The 20672-nt window shown below is 61.4% G+C and carries 17 protein-coding genes; 9 read left to right on the top strand and 8 right to left on the bottom strand.

The features are described from left to right. Window positions 1-22: 22 nt before the first annotated feature. Window positions 23-1066, bottom strand: coding sequence for a LacI family DNA-binding transcriptional regulator (locus DMO26_RS22380; protein ID WP_162895027.1), 1044 nt, complete (start codon window positions 1064-1066; stop codon window positions 23-25). Window positions 1067-1235: 169 nt separating this feature from the next. On the opposite strand from DMO26_RS22380, the gene DMO26_RS22375 reads away from it, so the two are divergent. The 5 genes from DMO26_RS22375 (at window position 1236) to DMO26_RS22355 (ending at window position 8798) form a co-directional block, all read left to right on the top strand. Beyond that, complete coding sequence (locus DMO26_RS22375) at window positions 1236-3611, top strand: CaiB/BaiF CoA transferase family protein (RefSeq protein WP_162895026.1); 2376 nt, start codon at window positions 1236-1238, stop codon at window positions 3609-3611. 3 nt (window positions 3612-3614) lie between these two features. Next, on the top strand, window positions 3615-4460 hold the full coding sequence (locus tag DMO26_RS22370) for a hotdog family protein (protein WP_117194371.1): 846 nt from the start codon (window positions 3615-3617) through the stop codon (window positions 4458-4460). Window positions 4461-4694: 234 nt separating this feature from the next. Beyond that, window positions 4695-5807: a mandelate racemase/muconate lactonizing enzyme family protein gene (locus tag DMO26_RS22365; RefSeq protein WP_117194370.1), complete on the top strand. Its 1113-nt coding sequence runs from the start codon at window positions 4695-4697 to the stop codon at window positions 5805-5807. A gap of 29 nt (window positions 5808-5836) precedes the next feature. Then, a complete protein-coding gene (locus tag DMO26_RS22360; protein WP_117194369.1) occupies window positions 5837-7432 on the top strand; it encodes an ABC transporter substrate-binding protein in 1596 nt (531 codons plus the stop codon). Window positions 7433-7862: 430 nt separating this feature from the next. Next, entirely contained in the window at window positions 7863-8798 is a 936-nt protein-coding gene (locus tag DMO26_RS22355) for an acetamidase/formamidase family protein (protein ID WP_117194368.1), read from the top strand. Between the two features lie 259 nt (window positions 8799-9057). Here the strand turns inward: DMO26_RS22355 and DMO26_RS22350 are convergent, their stop codons facing one another. Together DMO26_RS22350 and araD are read right to left on the bottom strand one after the other, a co-directional pair. Next, complete coding sequence (locus DMO26_RS22350; protein WP_117194367.1) at window positions 9058-9783, bottom strand: ribonuclease activity regulator RraA; 726 nt, start codon at window positions 9781-9783, stop codon at window positions 9058-9060. Between the two features lie 26 nt (window positions 9784-9809). After that, complete coding sequence (araD, locus tag DMO26_RS22345; protein WP_117194484.1) at window positions 9810-11540, bottom strand: L-arabinonate dehydratase; 1731 nt, start codon at window positions 11538-11540, stop codon at window positions 9810-9812. Window positions 11541-11747: 207 nt separating this feature from the next. Between araD and DMO26_RS22340 the strand changes: the two genes are divergently transcribed. The 4 genes from DMO26_RS22340 to DMO26_RS22325 all read left to right on the top strand — a co-directional run bounded on the left by DMO26_RS22340 (window position 11748) and on the right by DMO26_RS22325 (window position 15602). Further along, a complete protein-coding gene (locus DMO26_RS22340; protein WP_117194366.1) occupies window positions 11748-12416 on the top strand; it encodes a GntR family transcriptional regulator in 669 nt (222 codons plus the stop codon). A gap of 10 nt (window positions 12417-12426) precedes the next feature. After that, window positions 12427-13335 (top strand): dihydrodipicolinate synthase family protein, encoded by a 909-nt coding sequence (locus DMO26_RS22335; RefSeq protein ID WP_117194365.1) that lies wholly within the window; start codon window positions 12427-12429, stop codon window positions 13333-13335. A 192-nt stretch (window positions 13336-13527) separates the two neighbouring features. After that, window positions 13528-14730, top strand: a complete 1203-nt coding sequence (locus tag DMO26_RS22330; protein ID WP_117194364.1) for a mandelate racemase/muconate lactonizing enzyme family protein — start codon at window positions 13528-13530, stop codon at window positions 14728-14730. Beyond that, on the top strand, window positions 14730-15602 hold the full coding sequence (locus tag DMO26_RS22325) for an SMP-30/gluconolactonase/LRE family protein (RefSeq protein WP_162895025.1): 873 nt from the start codon (window positions 14730-14732) through the stop codon (window positions 15600-15602). Before DMO26_RS22330 ends, DMO26_RS22325 begins: the two co-directional genes overlap by 1 nt. Window positions 15603-15864: 262 nt before the next feature. Here DMO26_RS22325 and DMO26_RS22320 read toward each other — a convergent pair whose 3' ends face one another. The 5 genes from DMO26_RS22320 to DMO26_RS22300 are packed head-to-tail and all read right to left on the bottom strand — an operon-like array spanning window position 15865 to window position 20672. Beyond that, window positions 15865-16635 carry a FadR/GntR family transcriptional regulator gene (locus DMO26_RS22320; RefSeq protein ID WP_117194482.1) on the bottom strand — a complete coding sequence of 257 codons (771 nt, stop codon included), beginning with the start codon at window positions 16633-16635 and terminating at the stop codon, window positions 15865-15867. An 8-nt stretch (window positions 16636-16643) separates the two neighbouring features. Further along, window positions 16644-17720, bottom strand: a complete 1077-nt coding sequence (locus tag DMO26_RS22315; RefSeq protein ID WP_117194363.1) for a four-carbon acid sugar kinase family protein — start codon at window positions 17718-17720, stop codon at window positions 16644-16646. After that, window positions 17720-18709 (bottom strand): ABC transporter ATP-binding protein, encoded by a 990-nt coding sequence (locus tag DMO26_RS22310; protein ID WP_117194481.1) that lies wholly within the window; start codon window positions 18707-18709, stop codon window positions 17720-17722. Before DMO26_RS22310 ends, DMO26_RS22315 begins: the two co-directional genes overlap by 1 nt. After that, on the bottom strand, window positions 18709-19716 hold the full coding sequence (locus tag DMO26_RS22305) for an ABC transporter ATP-binding protein (RefSeq protein ID WP_117194362.1): 1008 nt from the start codon (window positions 19714-19716) through the stop codon (window positions 18709-18711). Before DMO26_RS22305 ends, DMO26_RS22310 begins: the two co-directional genes overlap by 1 nt. Beyond that, the gene (locus DMO26_RS22300; protein WP_117194361.1) at window positions 19713-20672 is read right to left on the bottom strand and encodes an ABC transporter permease; all 960 of its coding nucleotides are present in this window, start codon (window positions 20670-20672) and stop codon (window positions 19713-19715) included. The genes DMO26_RS22305 and DMO26_RS22300 overlap by 4 nt, the downstream gene beginning before the upstream one ends.

Genomic DNA, 20672 nt, shown 5'->3' with positions numbered 1-20672 from the left:
TGGAAATCGAGATCGTCGGTCGTCAGGTGGCTGAGGAGGGGACCAGTGTCGACCTTCGGATGATCAATTCCCCGGAAAGCCGGCGGACATGCGGGGGCTTGCCCGGTGCGCAGGAGCCATCCTCCAGCATACCGACCGCGACATCGACGATTGTTTCGACCGGCTGGCGGAATGTCGTCAGGTCGTAGTGTGGCCAACCGGCGATGGCGATGTCATCGAAACCGGCGACCGCGATATCCTCCGGCACGTTGATGCCGTTCTCGTGCAAAGCGTCGATCCCGCCGACGGCCAGGATGTCGTTCGCAAAGAAGATCGCATCGGTGCCGCCGCGAGCAAGGATCTCGGTAGCGGCTTTTCTGCCGGCGTAATAGCTGTATTCGCCCCCGTCGATCAATGCGGACAGCGTCATGCCATGTTCGGCGATGCGGGTGATGAAGGCATTCTGCCGTTCGCGATTGGTCGTCGTATGGGCGAGGCCTGCAACATAGGCTATCCGATGCCGGCCGATGTCGTGAAAATGATCGGCGATCGCCCGGGCGCCTTCGGCATTGTCGCAAATCACGCAATTGAGTTCGGCATCCTCCGCCACGCGATTGATGAGGATCGCGGCCCGATCCTCGGTCGCCCAACGCAGGATCGGTCCTGACAGGATCGTCGCGGAAATGACGATGACGGCATCGACGTTGTAGCGCCGCAGTGCCGAAAGCTGCTCTTCCAGGTTGGCGCCCTTGGCAATGTTGAACATAAGGCTCTGAAGGCCGACGCGTTGCAACGCGCGGGAGAGCTTCTCGATGAGAGCCGGATAGAAAGGGTTCTGCATGTCGGAGATGACGATGCCGACGATATTCGTCCGGCTCTTCGACAGCATGCTGGCGATGGCGTTGGGATGGTAGTCCACTTCCTCGGCAAAGCGCAGGATCCTTTCCCGAAGATCGGGCGCAATGCTCGCTCCGGCTGTGAAGGCGCGCGATACAGCCGATTGACTGACGCCGATCATGCGGGCAAGTTCGCGGGCCGTCATCGGTTTGCGCTTGCTCTTTTCGTCGATCGTACCGTTCCTGGTCAATCCGTGTCCCCTGTCGGCGCGCAACCGTCGCGGGCTCTTCCCTAGCGCGTTGTCGGTCTTTCTTCAATACTGCGAATTGGCGCGGAAACCAATGTTGCATCCGTATGCAATGCACGTTAGGCTAATTTGCCGGGCGAGGAGACCCGCTGGGAAAATGGGTGGAGGCACTATGCCCGCAGCATTGAACGACCTCAGGGTCGTTGATTTTTCCGACAGCCTTGCGGGGCAATATTGCGCGCGCCTGCTCGCGGATTTCGGTGCGGATGTCGCACTTGTCGAGCCGCCTCAAGGTTCGCCGATTCGAAGGATGTCGCCGTTTTCCGTTTCCGATCCCAGCCTCTCGCTGTGCTTCTGGCATCTCAACACCGGCAAGCGGTCGGTCGTGCTCGATCGCACAAAGCCGGAAGGACAGGCGGAGCTCGACCGGCTGCTGGCCATGTCCGATATAGCTATCCTGCCGGAAAGCTTGGATCCACAATCGGTCGAGGAACTCAACCCGGGATGCATCGTCGCCTCCACTACAGCGTTCGGCCGGGATGGACCACTGAAGGGCTGGAGAGGGCCGGAAATCGTGCTGCAGGCCTTGTCCGGCATGATGAACAATAACGGTGTCTATGGTCGCGAGCCGCTCTATGGCGTCGGCGACCGTGCCTCTTTCGCGGCCGGGCTTGCCGCCTATATCGGCATCCTCGCTGCGCTGCACGAGCGCCATTCGACCCATCTTGGGCAGATCGTCTCCGTGGATGCGGCGGAAACGGCTGCGGCGATGTGTTTTCCTTATGTCATGCGGCATGTCTATAACGGCTCGATCCATACCCGGCGGGATCAGACGATCCCGGCAGGCCAGGTGAGGTGCCGCGACGGCTGGGTCTGCATCTGGATTTACAATCACCGCTGGCATGCGGTTTGTGCCGCCCTTGATCTGCTGCACATCGAGGCAGATCCGCGGTTTGCAGAACCGGTCGTTCGCCGGGCGAATTGGGATGCACTCTACGCGATCATTCAGGAAAAGGTGGCCGGGCAATCCGCCGAGGATCTCGTCCATCGCCTGCAGGAGGCGCAGGTGATTGCGGCCAAGGCCTATAGCCCATCCGAGCAGCGGAAGAACGGACATCTGAATGAACGGAATTATTGGGAAAGCGCCGATGGCAGGTTGATCCTAGGCCCGCCCTACCGGATGAGCCGGACGCCACGTAGCATGCGGTCCGGCGCGCCGGCGCTCGCAGAGGCGAACGGCAGTATTCGATGGCAGGCTTCCGAGCGGCCCGTTTCGGAGCGCTCGTCGAATGGCTTGCCGCTCCAGGGGCTGCGGGTGATCGAGATCACCACTGCCTGGGCCGGCCCCATGGCCGGGCGGGTGCTCGCCTATTTCGGTGCCCAGTCGATCCATGTGGAATCTCCCAATCGGGTGAACTCCTGGCGGCTGAACAAGGAAAGGCCCAATCCGATCAATTTTCCGGAGGGAGAGCCGGGCTCGCGGCCCTTCGACCGGTCGTTCCTGTTCAACTCGCAGAACGTCAACAAGCTTTCCTGCATCCTCAATCTCAAGACGGAGGAGGGGCGCAAGACACTGCGCCGGCTGGTGGCGGTGGCCGACGTGTTGATCTGCAATTTCCGGCCCGGTACACTCGCAAAACTCGGCCTCGACTACGAAAGCCTGACAGCGATCAAGCCTGATATCATCGTCGCGGAATTGCCGGCCTTCGGCGGTCATGGACCGATGTCGGGTTATGCTGCTCTCGGTCCGACCATGGAAATGGCGACAGGCATGTCTACCATGATGGCCTATCCGGATGGGCAGCCGGAAAACAGCGGGCCTTCCTATCTCGATCCGATCGGCGGGTTCAATGCCGCCGCTGCGATCCTGACGGCGCTCCATCACCGCGACCGCACCGGAGAGGGGCAATATGTCGAGGTGCCGCAGGTGGAAGCGGCCATGCAGTTCATCGGTGCCGAACTGCTTCTGGCGGCAGAGACCGGGACCGATCCGGTCCCCCACGGCAATCGCGTGCCGCACATGTCGCCGCACGACGCTTTCCCGGCGCGCGGGGAAGACCAATGGGTGGTGATCGCAGCGGAAAACGATGCGCAGTGGGCGAGGCTCTGCAGCCTGATCGGCAGGCCGGAGCTTGCAGCCGATCCCCGCTTTGCAAGTCTCGATGTCCGCAAGCGGAACGAGGCGGAACTGACGGAAATTCTCTCCAAGTGGACCGGGGCGCGCGACAAGCACGAGGTCGCGAATCTCCTTCAGGAAGCTGGCGTGGCGGCGGCACCGGTCGCCAATGCGGCGGATGTCGCCGCCAGCGCCTATCTCGCCCACCGCGGCTTCTTCACCGAACTCGAACACCCGGATGCGGGCCGTCACAGGCACCCGGGTCTTCCGATTCATTTGAGCCGGACACCGGGAAGTCAGCGAGGACCAGCTCCTCAATTCGGCGGTCATAATCGCTTCGTGCTGCAGGATATTCTGGCATTGCCCGCCGAAGAGGTCGAGCGCGTGATGACCGGCGATGCGATGACCACAATGCCTTTCCCGGACGGCTGAACGATGACGGCAACCTTCTCCTCACCGCTTTTCCCACGCGAACTTGCAGTCGATATCAGGCTCGACGACGACCCGCGCTACAAGGGTTCGATCCATGAAGATAGTGTGGCCCGCGCGCGCGGCTACAAGGCGGCGCTTATTCCCGGCGCCTTCATCTATGGGCATATCAGCCGCGTAGCGCTTCATGCCTGGGGTGCGGGCTGGACGGTTCACGGTGGCATGGGTGCCCAGTTCCGTAAGCCGGTCTATAACGGCGATCGTCTGGTCATACGTGCCGGAGCGCTGGAAGGCGACGCGCGCATGCGCCGGGCGAAGATCTCTGCAGTCAACGAAGACGGAGAAGAGGTCGCCATCGGCTGGATCGGTATGCCGGACGGAGTGCCGAGCATGCCCGATGTCACGGCATGGTGCGTGATCCCGAGACCTGACACGCCTCCGGCAGTTGAAGCTGGAGGCCTTCGTCGCGGAATGCCCCTGACCACCGCCGATCAGATTCTGACGGAAGCGGATTTTCAGGCATCCTTGAGCGCGTTTGGCGAAAGCGATCCGTTCTATCGGGAAGAAGGCGTTGTTCACTCAGGCTGCCTCATGCGGCTTGCCATGGGCGATACGCATCGAAGCTTCCAATTTCCCTCTCCTGTCGTGCTGACGGCTGTCGATGCGCAGCATTTCGCGCAGGTAAAGCCCGGTCAGCGGCTGTCCATTGTCGGCGCCGTCGCGGACGCTTATCTGCGCAAGGGCAAATATTATGTCGAGAGCGAGGAATTCCTGCTCGCGGACGGCCAACTCGTCGCCCGTTTCGTGAGAACGCAGATCTACGCCTATGAAGCGAAAACCTCCGGGAGATAAGGTTCAATTGGAAGATCATGCTTGCATACGGATGCAAACTGCGCGATGCTGAAGGCAAGGGAGAGCGGCAGTGAAGGCCGTCATATTGCTCGATGCGGTCTGGGAGGGCTGCACGAGACTTCGGTATAAAACATTCCGCATTCGTGGGGATCGCAACTCGTCTCGGCGGGAGGTTTCACCCGTACAATAACCGGCGCTCGGCCCGTGTTGTTTCGTTTTCATTGAGGATAGGCAGTGGCAGGCCCGACAACCATCAAGTCCGTAGAAGCCTTTCAAGTCAGCTGGGAGCCGAATGAGCCGCCGGGGCGGCGCACGGCATTCGTGCGCGTCACGACGGAGGACGGCATCGTCGGCCATGGCGAGGCGTCCCCGATGATGGGTGGGGAGCATTCACTCGGCGTGGTACGCGACTTTGCGGCCTCCCTTGTCGGAGCCGATGCGCTCGATCATTCGGTACTTTATGATAAGTTATTGCACAAATACGTGAAACTCGGACCGGAAGGCGCCGTCACCGGTGCGCTTGCCGCCCTCGACATCGCCCTCTGGGACATCAAGGGCAAATATTTCAACCAGCCGATCTACAAACTACTCGGCGGGGCATGGCGGACCGAAATTCCGTTCTACTCCTCGATCGGCGGCAATGCGGGCCGCAATGTCGATGAGGTTCTGCGCGTGGTGGAGGCGCGCTGGAAATCGGAGACGCCAGCGGCGATCAAGATCCGCTGGGACGACGATCGTACGCGGCAGGATTATGACATTCCCGGCGACATCGCCAAGGCCAAGGCCGTGCGCAAGCTGGTGGGCGACGATTTTCCGCTCGCCTTCGACGCCAACAACCAGTATTCCGTCGGCGGCGCCATCCGCGTCGGCCGGGCGCTCGAAGATCTGGGCTTCGTCTGGTTCGAGGAGCCGGTGCAGCACTACAACGTGCGCGCGATGGGAGAGGTCGCGCAACGTCTCGACATCACGGTCTCGGCCGCCGAACAGTCCTATACGACGCAAGCCCTCGTCGACATGATCAATGCGGGCGTGCGCATGGTTCAGCCTGATATCGTCAAGATGGGAGGCATTACAGGTCTCATGCAATGCGCGGCGATCTGTTACGCGCACGGGGTCGAACTCGTGCCGCACCAGACGCAGCCGACGATTGCGCATACCGCGAACCTGCATGTGCTGGCCACCATCATGCATCTGACGAAACCGGCCGAATTCGCCGATCCCTCGACCCGCATGCATATCGCTTTCGGCAACCCGCCGAAACCAGCCAATGGAAAATTCACGATGCCGAGCGGTCCTGGTCTCGGCCTGACGGTGCATGACGCCGAATTGGACAAACGGCGAAGCTAGAGAAGCCAACTTGTCTTTGGGAGGAGACGATGAGCTTGAACAGAAGAGAATTCCTTGAGTTGACCGCCGTTGCCACGGCGATGAGCGCTGTCGGCATCCGCACTGCTGCTGCCCAGAGCACCGATGTCATTCGCATCGGCATCGCCGCCGGCGGACCGCGCACCAGCGATCCCAATTTCACCACCCAGGGCTCCGACAACTGGGCGACAGAACAGATGTACGAACAGCTCGTTCGTCCGGAAGACGGCGACTTTGCGACGACGCCGGACAAATACGTGCCGACGCTCGCCACCGAATGGAAGGCCTCGCCGGACGCCAGGACCTGGAACTTTAAGCTCCGCCAGGGCGTGCAGTTCCACAAGGGTTACGGCGAGATGACGTCCGAGGATGTCGTGTTTTCGTACAAGCGCGCGATCGCCGACGGCACCAACAAGACGATCATGTCCAACGTTGCGGATGTCGTCGCCAAGGGGCCTTACGAGGTGGAGATCACGCTGAAGACGCCGGACGTCAACCTGCTCGGCACGACGATCTTTTCGAACAACACGGCTATCGTCTCGAAAAAGGCGTTCGACAAGATCGGCGCGGAAAAGTTCATGACCGACGCCGTCGGCACCGGCCCTTACGAACTCACCCGTTTCGATCCCGAGTGGGGCGAGGCGATGAAGCGCCACGAGGGCTATTGGGGCGCCAAAGCCAAGATCGCCAATGTCGAATGCGTCTTCATCGCCGACACGACCGCGCGCACTCTGGCGCTTCTCTCCGGCAATGTCGACATGATTGAAGCCGTGCGCGCGCCGGGCTGGGTGGATTCCATGCTGCAGCGCGACCCGACCCTGCAATTCGACATGACGCAGCCGGGTTCGTTCAACACGCTGCACATCAACCTCAAGCGCAAGCCCTTCGACAAACTCAAGGTCCGCCAGGCCGTCATGTACGCGATCGATCGCCATGCGGTCGCCGAAGCGCTGAAACCGATGGGTGGTTTCATGGCCGGCCTGCAGCCGGCCTTTTTCCCGGCCGGTTTCAAGACCGAGGAACTGCCGCCGGAACTGCAGTACAAATACGATCCGGCCAAGGCCAAGGCACTGCTTGCGGAAGCGGGCTTCCCGAACGGCTTCGATTTCGACAGCAATTGCAGCCAGCGCGAGGACTATTCCTCGACCATGCTGATCGTTCAGGAGCAGCTTCGCGCCGTCGGGCTCCGCATGAACCTGAAGATCGGCGATCATACCGCCTATCACGCGGACAACCGCAGCGACAAGAACACGCTCGCCATGCATTCGTCGAGCTATCCGCCGATCCCGACCCAGCTCTATTTCCAGCAGCTTTCGTCGAAGTCGGAAGTCAAGCCGGACGGCAAGGGCGGCGGGGCCTACAGTCACTACGGCGTCGCCATGCCGGGCATAGACGAACTGCTGGACCAGGCGTTGCGAGCCACCGACTACAAGGTCTATGTCGATCTCTGCAAGAAGATCGAGCTTCAGGTCCTGCGGGATCTGCCGCTGATCGGATTGTCCACGCTGTCGTTCACCGTCGCGCGCAACAAGCGCGTCAACATGGGGTATCCGGTCAAGAGCGGTTATGCTCGCTGGCGATTCCATCGCGCCACCAAGACCGCTTGACGCTGCGTTTGTGAAAAGGCCAGGGCCGGCCGGAAAGCTTCTCTCCGTCCGGCCGGAGCGCCCCTTTGGCGTGGTCGTAGGATTCGGTCGCTGCCAGATGTTTCCTCCGATGGCCTTTCCATTATGCGTCTTGCATCTCCTGAAACGGTACCGGGTTCCTCGGTGCGCCCCCTCATGGCTGGCGGCCCAACTGTTCTTATCGTTCAGAGTGCTCTTTAGATCCGAGCTCGATTGCTCGCAAAGGCCACGCATACTTGCTTGACCTTCGCACGGTGCGAACGATAGTCGTTTTGGTTTGACAGGCCAGATCGAATCCAAGCGCCGTACTCGCTGATTTCTTGTGACGGAAGGCCTAGCCCCGTGGGGAAGATTTTAGGTTCTCAGCGTACTGGTCTGCCTATGGCAGTTGGGCAGGAATGGAGCAAACGCGATGTTACACACTGTGCCGGCATCCCCGGAAAACTGCGCCTGGGGCTATTTCGATCCCGCCCGGGAGCCGGTCATCACAATCGATAGCGGCGACACGGTGGTGATCGACAGCGTCTCCGGCCCGCCGGAAGTGCTTCCCAAGGAAGGTTTCACTATCCTGCCGGAGCACCTCGAAATCCACGAAAAATGCCGGCCGATCATGCAGGGTCATATTCTCACCGGTCCCGTGGCGGTGCGCGGTGCCAAGCCCGGCCAGGTTCTGGAGGTGAAGATCCTCGATGTCGAGCTTCGCCAGGACTGGGGCTATAATGTCATTCGCCCGCTTGCCGGCACGCTGCCTTACGATTTCGAGAACTCGCGGCTCCTGAACATCCCGCTCGACAAGCAAAAGAACGTTGCCCGCCTTCCGTGGGGTCTAGAATTGCCGCTCGCGCCGTTTTTCGGCGTCATGGGTCTGGCGCCGCCGCCGAACTGGGGCCGCATCACCTCGATCATGCCGCGGGCGCATGCCGGTAACATCGACAATAAGGAACTCATCGCCGGCACGACACTCTATCTGCCGATCTTCAACGAGGGCGCGCTGTTTTCCTGCGGCGACGGCCACGGCGTCCAGGGAGACGGTGAGGTCTGCATCACGGCGATCGAGACGGCTTTGCGCGGCACGTTCCAGATGATCGTGCGCGATGACCTCGGCTTCATCTATCCGCGCGCCGAAACGCCGGCGCATTACATCACCATGGGTATGGATCCGGACCTCGACCGGTGCGCGGAGATGGCGCTGCGCGACATGATCGTGCTTCTCGGCGAACAGGGCGGTTTGTCACGCGAGGATGCCTATACGCTCTGCAGCCTCGCCGGCGACCTGCGCATCACCCAGACGGTGAATGGCTGCAAGGGTGTGCATATGATGATGGCGAAGAAGCTCGTTCATTTCTGAGCGAGAATGGACGACGGGTTTGGACTTAGGCTGTGTCGAGGATCTGCAACGGATTGATTTAATTGCGATGGCTTGGATCCTCATACAAAGCTCAGGATGACATCGAGTAAAATCAAGGTCTGTCGGTTAAACAGGGGCCGGCTATCGGATGAGCGACTTCGGCATCGACGCTGGCGCATCCGTCCGGACGATAACGCTACTGCCCGCTTGAGCGGGCAGTCCGGCCCGGCTTATTGGCGAAGCCATTGAGAGGGTCGGATTACCGGCCCTTCGCCTGCCGCCATTTGGCGAAATCCGCCTTCGTCTCTTCCCTGGTCGCCGGATAGAGGCCGATGATCGAGCGGCCGTTCAGCACTTCCTCGGCGACGAAATCCTCGAATGCGGTCATCTCCACCGCTTCGTCGGCGATCTCTTCCGCCAGGTGCGCCGGCACGATGACGACGCCTTCGTTGTCGCCAACCACGACGTCCCCCGGCCAGACCGGCACGTCGCCGCAGCCGATCGGCACGTTGATGTCGAGCGCTTGATGAAGCGTCAGATTGGTCGGCGCCGAGGGCCGATTGTGATAGGTGCGGATGTCGAGTTCGGCAATCTCCGGACTGTCGCGGAAACCACCGTCGGTGACGACGCCCGCGGCGCCGCGCATCATCAGGCGCGAGACGAGGATCGAACCCGCGGAGGCCGCGCGGGGATCCTTGCGGCTGTCCATCACCATGACATGGCCGGGTGGACATGACTCGACGCCGGCGCGCTGCGGATGTTGCGGATTCTGGAAGACCGAAAGCGGGTTCAGGTCTTCGCGCGCCGGAATGTAGCGCAGCGTGAAAGCCTGGCCGACCATGTTTTTCGACTTGTGGGAGAGGGGCCGGACATCCTGGATGAACTGATTGCGCAGGCCGCGCTTGTACAGTGCGGTGCAGATCGTCGCGCAGCTGACGCCTTCGTATTTCTTGCGGGTGGCGTCGGAAAGAACGTATTCGGTCATGAGGTCTCCACTGAGAGAATGCTGGATCAGAAAATGTCCGGTTCACCGGCGGTCGCGCCGAATTCCCGTTCGAGAAAGTCGAAGTCGCAGCCTTCGTTGGCTTGTTTGATGTGTTTCGAAAACATCCAGCCGTAGCCGCGTTCGTATTTGTCGGCCGGCTGTTTCCATTCGGCGCGGCGTGCGGCGAGCGTTTCGTCATCCACCAGCATGTCGATCATTCGGTTCGGCACGTCGACGCGGATGATATCGCCGGTGCGCACCAGCGAAAGCGGCCCGCCGATATGGGCCTCCGGCGCCACATGCAGGATGCAGGCGCCGTAACTCGTTCCGGACATGCGGGCATCGGAGATGCGCAGCATGTCGCGATAGCCCTGCTTCAGGATCTTCTTCGGGATCGGCAGCATGCCCCATTCCGGCATGCCGGGGCCGCCTTTCGGGCCGGCGTTGCGCAGGATCAGCACGTGGTCGGCGGTGACGTCGAGGTCCTCGCGATCGATCATCGCCTTCATCTCCGGATAGCTGTCGAAGACGAGGGCAGGTCCTTCGTGGACACGCAGGCGCGGCTCACAGGCGGACGGCTTGATGACGCAGCCGTCCGGCGCCAGATTGCCCTTGAGTACCGCAAGCGAGCCTTCGTGGTAGATCGGATTGGAGAGTGGCCGGATGACGTCGTCATTATAGACCTCCGCACCCTTCAGCGTTTCTCCGAGCGGGAAGCCGCTGACGGTCATGGCCTCGAGCTTCAAGAGGTCCTTGATCTCCGCCATCAGCGCGCGCAGGCCACCCGCGTAATAAAAGTCTTCCATCAGGTATTTGTCGCCGGAGGGCCGGATATTCGCGACGACCGGCGTGGTGCGGCCAGCCTTGTCGAGATCGTCCAATGTCAGCGGCACGCCGGCGCGGCGGGCCATGGCGAGCAGGTGTACGACGGCATTGGTGGAACAGCCGGTCGCCATGGCAACGGTGGTCGCATTGTGGACAGCTTCCGGCGTGATGATCTTTTCCGGAGTCAACTCTTCCCAGACCATGTCGACGATGCGGCGGCCGCAGCGCGTGCTCATCCGAATATGATTGACGTCGGCGGCAGGAATGGAGCTCGCGCCGGGAAGCGTCAGGCCAAGCGCCTCGGCGATGGCCGTCATCGTGCTGGCGGTGCCGAAGGTCATGCAATGGCCATAGGAGCGGGCAATGCCTTCCTCGACGCCGGTCCATTGTTCTTCGGAGATCGTGCCGGCGCGCCGCTCGTCCCAATATTTCCAGGCATCCGAACCGGAGCCCAGCCATTCACCCTTGTAGTTGCCGCGCAGCATCGGGCCGGCCGGCAGATAGATCATTGGGAAGCCGGCACTGATCGCACCCATGACAAGGGCAGGGGTGGTCTTGTCGCAGCCCCCCATCAGCACGGCTCCATCGACCGGATGCGCGCGCAAAAGCTCCTCGGCCTCCATGGCAAGGAAATTGCGGTAGAGCATCGAGGTTGGTTTCAGTGCGCTTTCGGAGAGCGACTGAACCGGCAGTTCGACGGGAAATCCGCCCGCCTGCAACACGCCGCGCTTCACGTGTTCGACACGCTCCTTGAAATGCGCGTGACAGGCATTGAGGTCCGACCAGGTATTGAGGATCGCGATGATTGGCTTCCTGCCCCAATCTCTCTCATCGTAACCCATTTGCATCATGCGGGAGCGATGTCCCGACGAACGGAGATCATCCGGCGCGAACCAGCGCGCGCTACGGAGACTTGCTGCTGCTTTTGACATGCTGATGTTTCCAGATTTTCCTGCCCTGACGCCGAGCGAATTCTGCGACTCGTCGAGTTGGACCTCCTCCAAACCGCGGGTCAACTTAAACATCCTTGCGAAGAATTGATATATCAAGTTTCAGATTCATCACTTGATATATCAAATTTCAACTGCTAGATCACTCCTCAACGCGAGGGAGATAGAGATCCGAATGGAGGCGAGAATATGCTTCTGCCAGTCGAGCCGGTGTTTCTGAAAAGCCTGCGGGATCACGTTTATGGCCTGCTTCGGGATGCGATTATCTCCGGTAAGCTGAGGAGTGAAGAAAAGCTTAACGAGCGCCAGCTTGCCAGCCAGCTCGGCATCAGCACAACCCCGCTCAAGGAGGCGCTGCGGGTGCTGGAGGCGGAAGGGCTTGTGCGTTCCGAGCCGCGTCGCGGCATCTACGTCACCTTCAATGCCGCCCAGGCGGAAGAGATGATGCTGGCGCGCGCCGCGATCGAAAGCATGATCGCCCGGCAGGCAGCTAAGCGGGTCAGCAAGGAGCAGGTGGCGCAGTTGCGCACGTTGATCGTCGAGATGCGCGCTGGTTTGGAGACGGTGGACGTCCTGGAGCTGATCGCTCTCAACGAACGCTTTCACAATGTCATCCACGAGGCGTCGGGCTGTGGTTATCTGCGCCGTCTCCAGAGTGGGCAGAACATCTACACTCATACGGCCCGCCTCATCGTGCTGTCGGAAGAGCGTGAGCGCTTCCAGGCCGTCGAGGAGCACGAGGCCATCGCCAATGCCATCGCCAACCACGAGGCGGACCTCGCCGAACGGCTGATGCGCGATCACGTCATTCGCTCGGGTGAGAAGCATCTCCTCCGCGTGTCGCAAGCCGAGAATTAGGAAACCGGACATGAATATCCGCGATTACAAACGTGTCCTCACGGGCATTTCTGGCGTCCATGTGACGGCCTACGACCAGTCAGGCACGATCGAGCCGCAGCTGACCGGAAAGATCATTCGCCGCATCGCCGACGCCGGGATCCATAACATCGTTTCTGGCGGCAATACCGGCGAATTCTACAGTCTTCAGCACGAGGAGGTAATCCGCCTGCAGGCGATCTGCATTGCAGCTGTTGGAGGCAGGACGGCAGTCACCGCTGCTGCTGGCCGCTCCATCGGTGAGGCGGTCGCAACCGCCAAAGCCGCCAAGCGCGAGGGTGCTCAGGGTGTCATGGTCCACCATCCGCTCGATCCATTCGCGGGACCCAGGGCACAGGCCGACTATTTTATAGCGATTGCGGAGGCCTCCGAGCTGCCGCTCGTCGCCTATGTCCGCTCGAATGCCATCGCCGTCAGCGATCTCGCGCGCATTGCGACCCATCAGAACATCGCCGGCGTCAAGTTCGCTTCGGCCGACATGATGCTGTTTTCCGAATGCGTCCGCGCCACGGAAGGTACGGATGCGGTCTGGATCTGCGGCCTCGCGGAAGGCTGGGCGGCTCCCTTCTATGCGCTCGGTGCGAAGGGCTTCACATCCGGCCTCGTCAATGTCGATCCGGCCCGTTCGCTGGCTGTGTGGAATGCGCTGGAAGCGGGCGACTATGCCAAGGCGCGGACCCTTGTTACCAAGATCGCCGGCTTTGAAATGCTGCGCACCAAGTTCAACAACGGTGCCAATGTCACGGTCGTCAAGGAAGCGCTGATGCTGCGCGGCGAGAATGTAGGTCCGGTGCGTCTTCCCGGTGTGCCGGCGCTCGATGCTGTCGACCGCAAGCAGCTCAAACAGATTCTCGAAAGCTGGGAACCCGTCGCTGCCTGAAGCGGCAAAGGGAGGTTTATATGTGCCGGCATCCTGCGCCGGATCAGTTGAAGCCAGGTCTGTTGTGGAGGATTTAAGAATGAACTCGAAAGTTTCGCGTCGCAGCTTTCTGCGTGTCGCGGCGGCTACGCTTTCGTCGGTCCGTGCCCTGGCGGCGTCCCCGTCGCTTCCGAAGTCGCCGGTGGCGTGTTCATGAAAATCATTGCGTTCGAAACCGTTCAGCTTCCCAGCCTAGACAACATCATCTGGCTGCGTATCCACACCGATGAAGGGATCATCGGGCTTGGCGAAACCTTTCGTGGTGCCGATGCTGTCGCGACCTATCTGCATGGGGAAGTAGCGCCGGCGCTGATTGGCAAGAACCCGCTGGAGATTGACCGTATCTCCAAGATGCTGACCGAAACCTATGTCGGCTTCCGTTCCTCGGGCGTCGAAATTCGCGCGGCTTCCGCCGTCGACATCGCGCTATGGGATATCTTCGGCAAGGTCACGAACCAGCCGATCCACCAATTGCTCGGCGGCCTGTCGCGGCCCTCGATCCGTACCTACAACACCTGCGCCGGTTATTCCTACAACAGCCGCGGTTCGCGACGCTACATCGGCGATGCCGATAAGCCGCAGGGGCCTTACGACGACCAGGTGGCCTTCACCAACGATGCCGGCGCGCTCGCCGAAAGTCTGCTCTCCGAAGGCATCACCGCTATGAAGATCTGGCCGCTTGATCCCTGCGCGGTGGCGGGCGGCGGCAACTTCATTCACAGGGACGACCTTCAGAAAGGTCTTGAGCCGTTCCGTAAGATCCGTGATGCGGTTGGCGAAAAAATGGAGGTGATGGTCGAGCTGCACTCCATGTGGGACCTGCCTTCGGCACTGGCGATCGCCCGCGAGATGAAGGAATTCCGGCCCTTCTGGATGGAGGACCCGATCAAGATGCAGGATACGGAGGCGCTGACAGTCTATGCCCAGCGTTCTGGCCTGCCGGTTTGTGCCAGCGAGACGCTTGCGACCCGCGCACAGTTCGTCGAGCTTCTCCGCAAGAATGCTGTCGATTATGTGATGCTCGACATTTCCTGGTGCGGAGGCCTCAGCGAAGCGAAGAAGATCGCGTCGATGGCCGAAGCCTTCCAGCGGCCGATCGCGCCGCATGACTGCACGGGTCCGGTCGTCTTCGCGGCCTCGATCCATCTGTCACTGAACGCGCCGAACGCCATCTTCCAAGAGTCGGTGCGCGCCTATTACTCGACTTGGTACCGCGATCTCGTCACCGTCATGCCACGCATCGAGAAGGGCCAGATCTATCCGTTCGAAGGCGCCGGTCTCGGCCTCGAACTCAGCGATTATGTGCTCGACAACCCGGACGTCATCCGCCAGACCACGGCGGGCGCGGACCTCTGATGCGTTTCGAGGCGGTCGAGGGGCTGAGCCTTGGACTTGGCGAGAGTCCGGTCTGGGACGAGAAGCGCGGATTGGTTTTCCTCTGCGACATCCCGACCGGCCGTCTCTTCGCCCTGAAGCTTGGGGAGGGCGTGGTCGAGGAATGGGTGCTTGGCACCAATGTCTGCTCGCTCGGGCTCTGCGAAAGCGGTCGGCTGATCGTCTCGTTGACTCGCGAGCTGATCCTTTTCGATCCCGATACCGGCAGCCGCGAAACGCTTGCCGCGCTTGAGGGCGAACTGGAGACCAACCGGCTCAACGACGGTAAGGTCGGCCCGGACGGCGCCTTCTGGGTCGGCACCATGGACCAGCGGCTGGAGCGGCAGGCAGTTTGTTCCCTCTATCGCATCGGCTCGGACGGCCAGATGGTGCGTAAGAAGGAAGGGTTCCTCATTTCGAATGGTCTTGCCTGGTCGCCGGACGGCCGCAGCATGTATCACACCGATTCCGGCGGCAAATGGATCGAGCGGCATGCGTTTGATCCCGTGAACGGCGAAATGGGTGAAGGCCTTCGCATCGCCGAACCCGGCGAAACCGACGGCCGACCGGATGGCGGAGCGGTGGATGCCAACGGCAACTATTGGAGCGCCGGAGTTTCCGCCGGTTGTCTCAACCGTTACGCGCCGGATGGCCGGCTGACCGCCAAATACGAGTTGCCGGTACCTTCGCCCACCATGCCATGTTTTTGCGGGCCGGACCGAAAGACCCTGCTAATCACCTCGCACCTGTATCTTTCGCCCGAGATCCTCGACAAATATCCTCTGGCGGGAAGCGTGTTCCTGACGCAATTGCCCGTGGCCGGCACGCCGGTTCATCGCATGAAAGGTTTTTGATCCCTGCGCCTCGACAAGACCCGCAGCACTGTTCATCTCCGACGATCGAAGCTTTGCCGTTGCTCCCCTGACTACGAAGGAGGGACCCGACTTCCTCGCCGGCTTCGATGTCTCGACCATGCCATGGTTCGATCATGTGCCGGATGTCCACAATCGGCGTAACCTTGCAGATCATGGTGACCTTCGATGGCTTACGAAAGGCGAAGCCATCGAAGGTTCGATGGTGCTTTCGCTCGATAGTCTGCCGCAGCTTGAGCGGCGGTCAGAAGGAGAGGTCGAGCACCCGGCCTTCGAAAAGCCGGTCGCGAGAGCCTTCCAGATGCTTGCGCATCAGTTCGCGGGCGTCTTCCGCGCGACCGTCGGCGACGGCTCGAAAAATTTCCTGGTGTTCGTCATAGACCTGCTGCAGCCCGGGACGCGGCCCCATCAGCGACAGGCCGTGCAGGTGCATGCCGACCGCGATATGCGCCTTCAGCGCCTCCATCGAGGCCGTGTAGAAATGGTTGTTGGCGGCCTCTGTGACGGCCCTGTGGAAGTTGAAATCCGCCTCCACCCGATGCAGCTGGTGACTGGTCGCCTCGCGCAACTCGGCGAGCGCTTCGGCGATCTTCTCGATTGCCGCCTTGTCGCGCCGCTGGGCGGCGAAGAAGGCGGCGGCCGGTTCGATCGTCAGGCGGAATTCGTAGCAGCGCTGGATGTCGGCGATCGACTTGACCGGCGAATAGGCGAGCTGGGCCGCACCGGAGGCCTGGGCGCTGACGAACGTGCCTGCACCCTGTCGGGAATAGATGAGGCCCTGGTCGCGCAGCCTGCTCAGCGCATCGCGTACGACGGGGCGGGAGACGCCCAGCATGGCGGCCAATTCGTGTTCTCCGGGCAGGCGGGTGTCGGGCGCATAATTGCCGGTGCGGATGCGTTCGTGAAGCTGATCGAACACACGATCGACCAGCTTCACGGTTCGGCCGCGTTCCGTTTTGGCGCCTTGGGTCACCGGATTTTCTTTTTGCGCAGTTTCTGCCAATCGGTCTGCCATGCGTCTCATCATACGGCCCGCCGCGTTTCCGGCGCCGTTTCCATTGCTTTTATCAGAGATTCCCGCGTACCGAAGCCCCCCGACTTCACCGCAACCCGGATTTGCCGGCCGTTTTCCAAAAGGATTTCGCACCAGGGAATGCCGGCTTCGACCTCTCCCTTGGGAAACAGCACACCGACATTGAGACTCCTCAGCAGCGCATAGGCTGTATCTCCGCCGCCCGTCACCACTGTATCGGGTGCGGCCATCTCGATCATCTTCGCCACGATCGCAGCAAAACGATAGGCCACTGTGTTCATGTCCGCTTCGATCTCACCGGAGCAGCGGATCAGCACGGGCAATGCCGCAGCTATCGCGGTATCCTTCAAAATGCCGCCCGGAGCGTCCAGGACAGCATTGAGATAGCCGCCGTTTTCCAGTGCCGCCATCTGCGCCGCGGTGATGGGATCGCGCGAGCCGATAGCGAACAGCGTTCTTCTACTCGATAGGAACGTCTGTGCCCTGCCTCCTGGCTTGCCAAGACGTCGTGCCAGCGCCATGCCGAGCCCACGCGCACCGACCGCGACCGCTTCGCGCCAATCGTGCTCGTTCACGATGCGGTCGAGGTCGGCTTCGGTTTCGGCATCGGCAATCACCAGATCGACGCCAGGTCCCGAAAATAATGGCAGAATCGGCAGAGCATGGTCGATGCCCCGGCCGATCATCGAGCCGCCGCGCGTAAATCGATGCTGATCGGGAATGGCGGGCGCCACGACGAACTTGCGATAGCCGAAGGCGCGGGTAATCGCCTCGCTTTCCGCCGCGATATTGCCTTTGAGCCGGGAGTCGATCTTCTTGAAAATAAAGGCCGGCTCGGCCATGGCGATCAGCGAGGCAGCGCGTGCGGCTCGTGTTGCGGCGTCCTGCGAAGCCATGACCCGCGAAGCGGTATTGACCACCAATATATCGGGAGCGCCGCGCAACGCTGCCGGAATGTTCTCCACGTCCGTCGCGACGGCTACCGCAAGCCCCGCCGCGACGAAGGGCGTGCCCGTATCCAGGGCTCCCGTCAGATCGTCAGCGATGATCGCGACCTTGATCCCCATCAGCTTACTCCGGAATTGACCGCATGGCAGGCGACGAGATGACCCGGACGGGCGGCACTCCACTCCGGCACGGTCCTGGAGCAGACTTCCATGGCGATCGGGCAGCGGGTATGGAAACGGCACCCTGATGGCGGATCAAGCGGGCTTGGCACATCGCCCTGCAGGATCTGACGCTTGCGGTTGCGTTCGCGTTCCGGGTCGGTCTCCGGTACGGCGGAAAGCAGGGCCTTGGTGTAGGGATGCAGCGGGGTCTGGAACAGCGCATCGCGCGGGGCAAGTTCCGCCAGACGGCCGAGATACATGACGCCGACGCGGGTGGAGATGTGCCGTACCACGGCTAGATCGTGCGCTATGAAAAGATAGGTCAGTCGGTATTTTTCCTGCAGGTCGAGTAGCAGGTTGATGATCTGCGCCTGGATCGAAACATCGAGCGCAGAGATTGCTTCATCGCATACGATGAATTTCGGCTGGCAAGCGAGCGCCCTTGCGATCACCACGCGCTGGCGCTGGCCGCCGGAAAGCTCATGCGGATAACGCGAGGCGAAGCGAGTGGGCAGGCCGACATCCTGAAGCAGGGCGGCGGTCTTGTCTTTCAATTGTGCTCTGGTGGTGAGCTTGTGGAAGAGCATCGGCTCACCGATCGCCTCGCCGACGGTCATGCGCGGGTTGAGCGTCGAATAAGGGTCCTGGAAGACGATCTGCAGGTCGCGGCGGAAGAGCCGCATGGTCTTTTCGTCCAGTCGGGTCAGATCCTGGCCCTTGTAGATGACCTTGCCGCCGCTGGCACGATGGAGGTTCAGGATGGTGAAGCCGGTCGTCGACTTGCCACAGCCGGATTCGCCGACAAGCGAGAGTGTTTCACCCTCTTGGATATCGAGACTGACATCGTCCAGTGCATAGACGGTTGCTGCTTTCTCGCCAAAGGCGCCGAGCCGCACATGAAAATGCTTCACCAGGTTTTCGACGCGGAGCAGGGGTTCAGCACTCATCATGCGGCCTTCAATGCTTTGTTGACGGCAAAACAGGCGGCGCGGTGGCTGCCGCCGGAGGAGATCGGCTCAAGCTTCGGGACTTCCCTCCGGCAGATATCCATCGCAAGCGGACAGCGCGGCGCGAACGGGCAGCCGGCGGGACGGCGGCCAGGCTCCGGCGGCGTACCGCCGATCGAACTCAACCGTGCGGTCGGCGCATCCGAAAGCGTCGGGATCGAAGCGAGCAGGCCACGAGTATAGGGATGGCTCGGGTTTGCGTAAAGATCATCGACGGGCGCATCCTCGACCACGGTGCCGGCATAAAGCACAACGACGCGGTCGGCGAGGCCCGCGATCAGCGCGAGGTCATGGGTGATCCAGACGACCGACATGCCGAGCTTGTTGCGCAGGTCCTTCACCAGATCGACGATCTGGGCCTGGATGGTGACGTCGAGCGCGGTGGTCGGCTCGTCGGCGATCAGGAGTTTCGGATCACAGGCAAGGCCGATTGCAATCATCACGCGCTGGCGCATACCGCCGGAAAGTTCGTGCGGATAGGCTTCCAGCCGTTCCTCGGGTCCTGGAATGCCGACGAGACGGAGCAATTCGACGGCGCGCTTGCGGGCGTCGGCCTTCGCCATCTTTCGGTGATAGATCAGAGGTTCGCAGAGCTGGTCGCCGATCCGCATCACCGGATTGAGCGAGGTCATCGGGTCCTGAAAGACGAAGCCGATATCGCCGCCGCGCACCTTGCGCAGCTCCCTGGTGGACATCTTGTGCAGGTCGCGACCGTCGAATTCGGCCGTGCCTTTGGTTACCTTGATCTTGTTCGGCAGGAGCCGCATCAGGCTCAGCATGGTGAGGCTCTTGCCGCAGCCGGATTCTCCAACGACCCCAAGCGTTTCGCCCTTGCCGACATGCAGATCGATGCCGTCGACGATGACGGCCGGGCCGCGGCGACCGTCGATTTCGACGGTCAGGCCTTTCACATCGAGCAGGCGTTCCTGTGCGTTCCGTGCGGTCACTTCGTACCTCGCGGGTTGAGAGCGTCGTTCAGGCCGTCGCCCAAAAAGGAAAAGGCGACGGAGGCAAGGCCGAGCACGAAGGCGGGCGCGGCAAGCAGATGCGGATAATGCTGCCAGACGCGCAGACCGTCGGAGATCATGTTGCCCCAGCTGGGTGTCGGCGGATTGACCCCGACGCCTAGGAAGGAGAAGGCGCTTTCCAGAACCATCGCGGTGCCGAGACCGGCGCTGACCGAGACGATCAGCGGCCCAAGCGCGTTCGGCACCACGTAGCGCATCATGATGATGCGGTTAGACAGGCCGAGCGCCATGGCGGCGGTGATATAGGGCCGGGTGCGGATTGACAGCACCTGGGCGCGGACGAGGCGTGCATAGGGAGGCCAGGAAATCAGCGCCATTGAGCCGAAGACGAGGAAGAAATCGATCCAGATCGTCTCACGGTAGAACGGGTTCAACGTCGCCATGTACTGGGCTTCCATCCAGCGGGCGATCGGGTTCTTCAGCGAGGCGTTGATGACCACGACCAGCAGCAGGTTCGGCACGGACATGGCCATGTCCGTCAGCCACATGATGATCCGGTCATAGGGTTCGCCGAAGAAGCCGGCGATGGCACCAAGCGTCGTGCCGATGACAAGCGCGATGGCGGTGACGACGACAGCGACGAGGAAGGCGGTGCGGGTGCCGTAGACGACGCGGCTGAAGACATCTCGGCCGAGATCGTCGGTGCCGAAGAGATGGGCCAGCGAAGGCGCCTGATTGCGGGCCGCAAGATCCTGGCTCAGGAAGTCATAAGGCGTCAGATAGGGACCGGAGATCGCCACGAAGGCGAGCAGCACGACGACGCCGAGGCCGAAAATGGCAAGTTTGTTGCGTCTCAGCCTGTGCCAGGCATCGCGCCACAGGCTGACAGGCGGTTCTTCCTCGATGATCGCGGGATTGGGCTGGACAAGCGTCAT

Source organism: Rhizobium terrae (genome assembly GCF_003425685.1).
Taxonomy (GTDB): domain Bacteria; phylum Pseudomonadota; class Alphaproteobacteria; order Rhizobiales; family Rhizobiaceae; genus Neorhizobium; species Neorhizobium terrae.
This window is presented reverse-complemented; position numbering and strand designations above follow the sequence as displayed.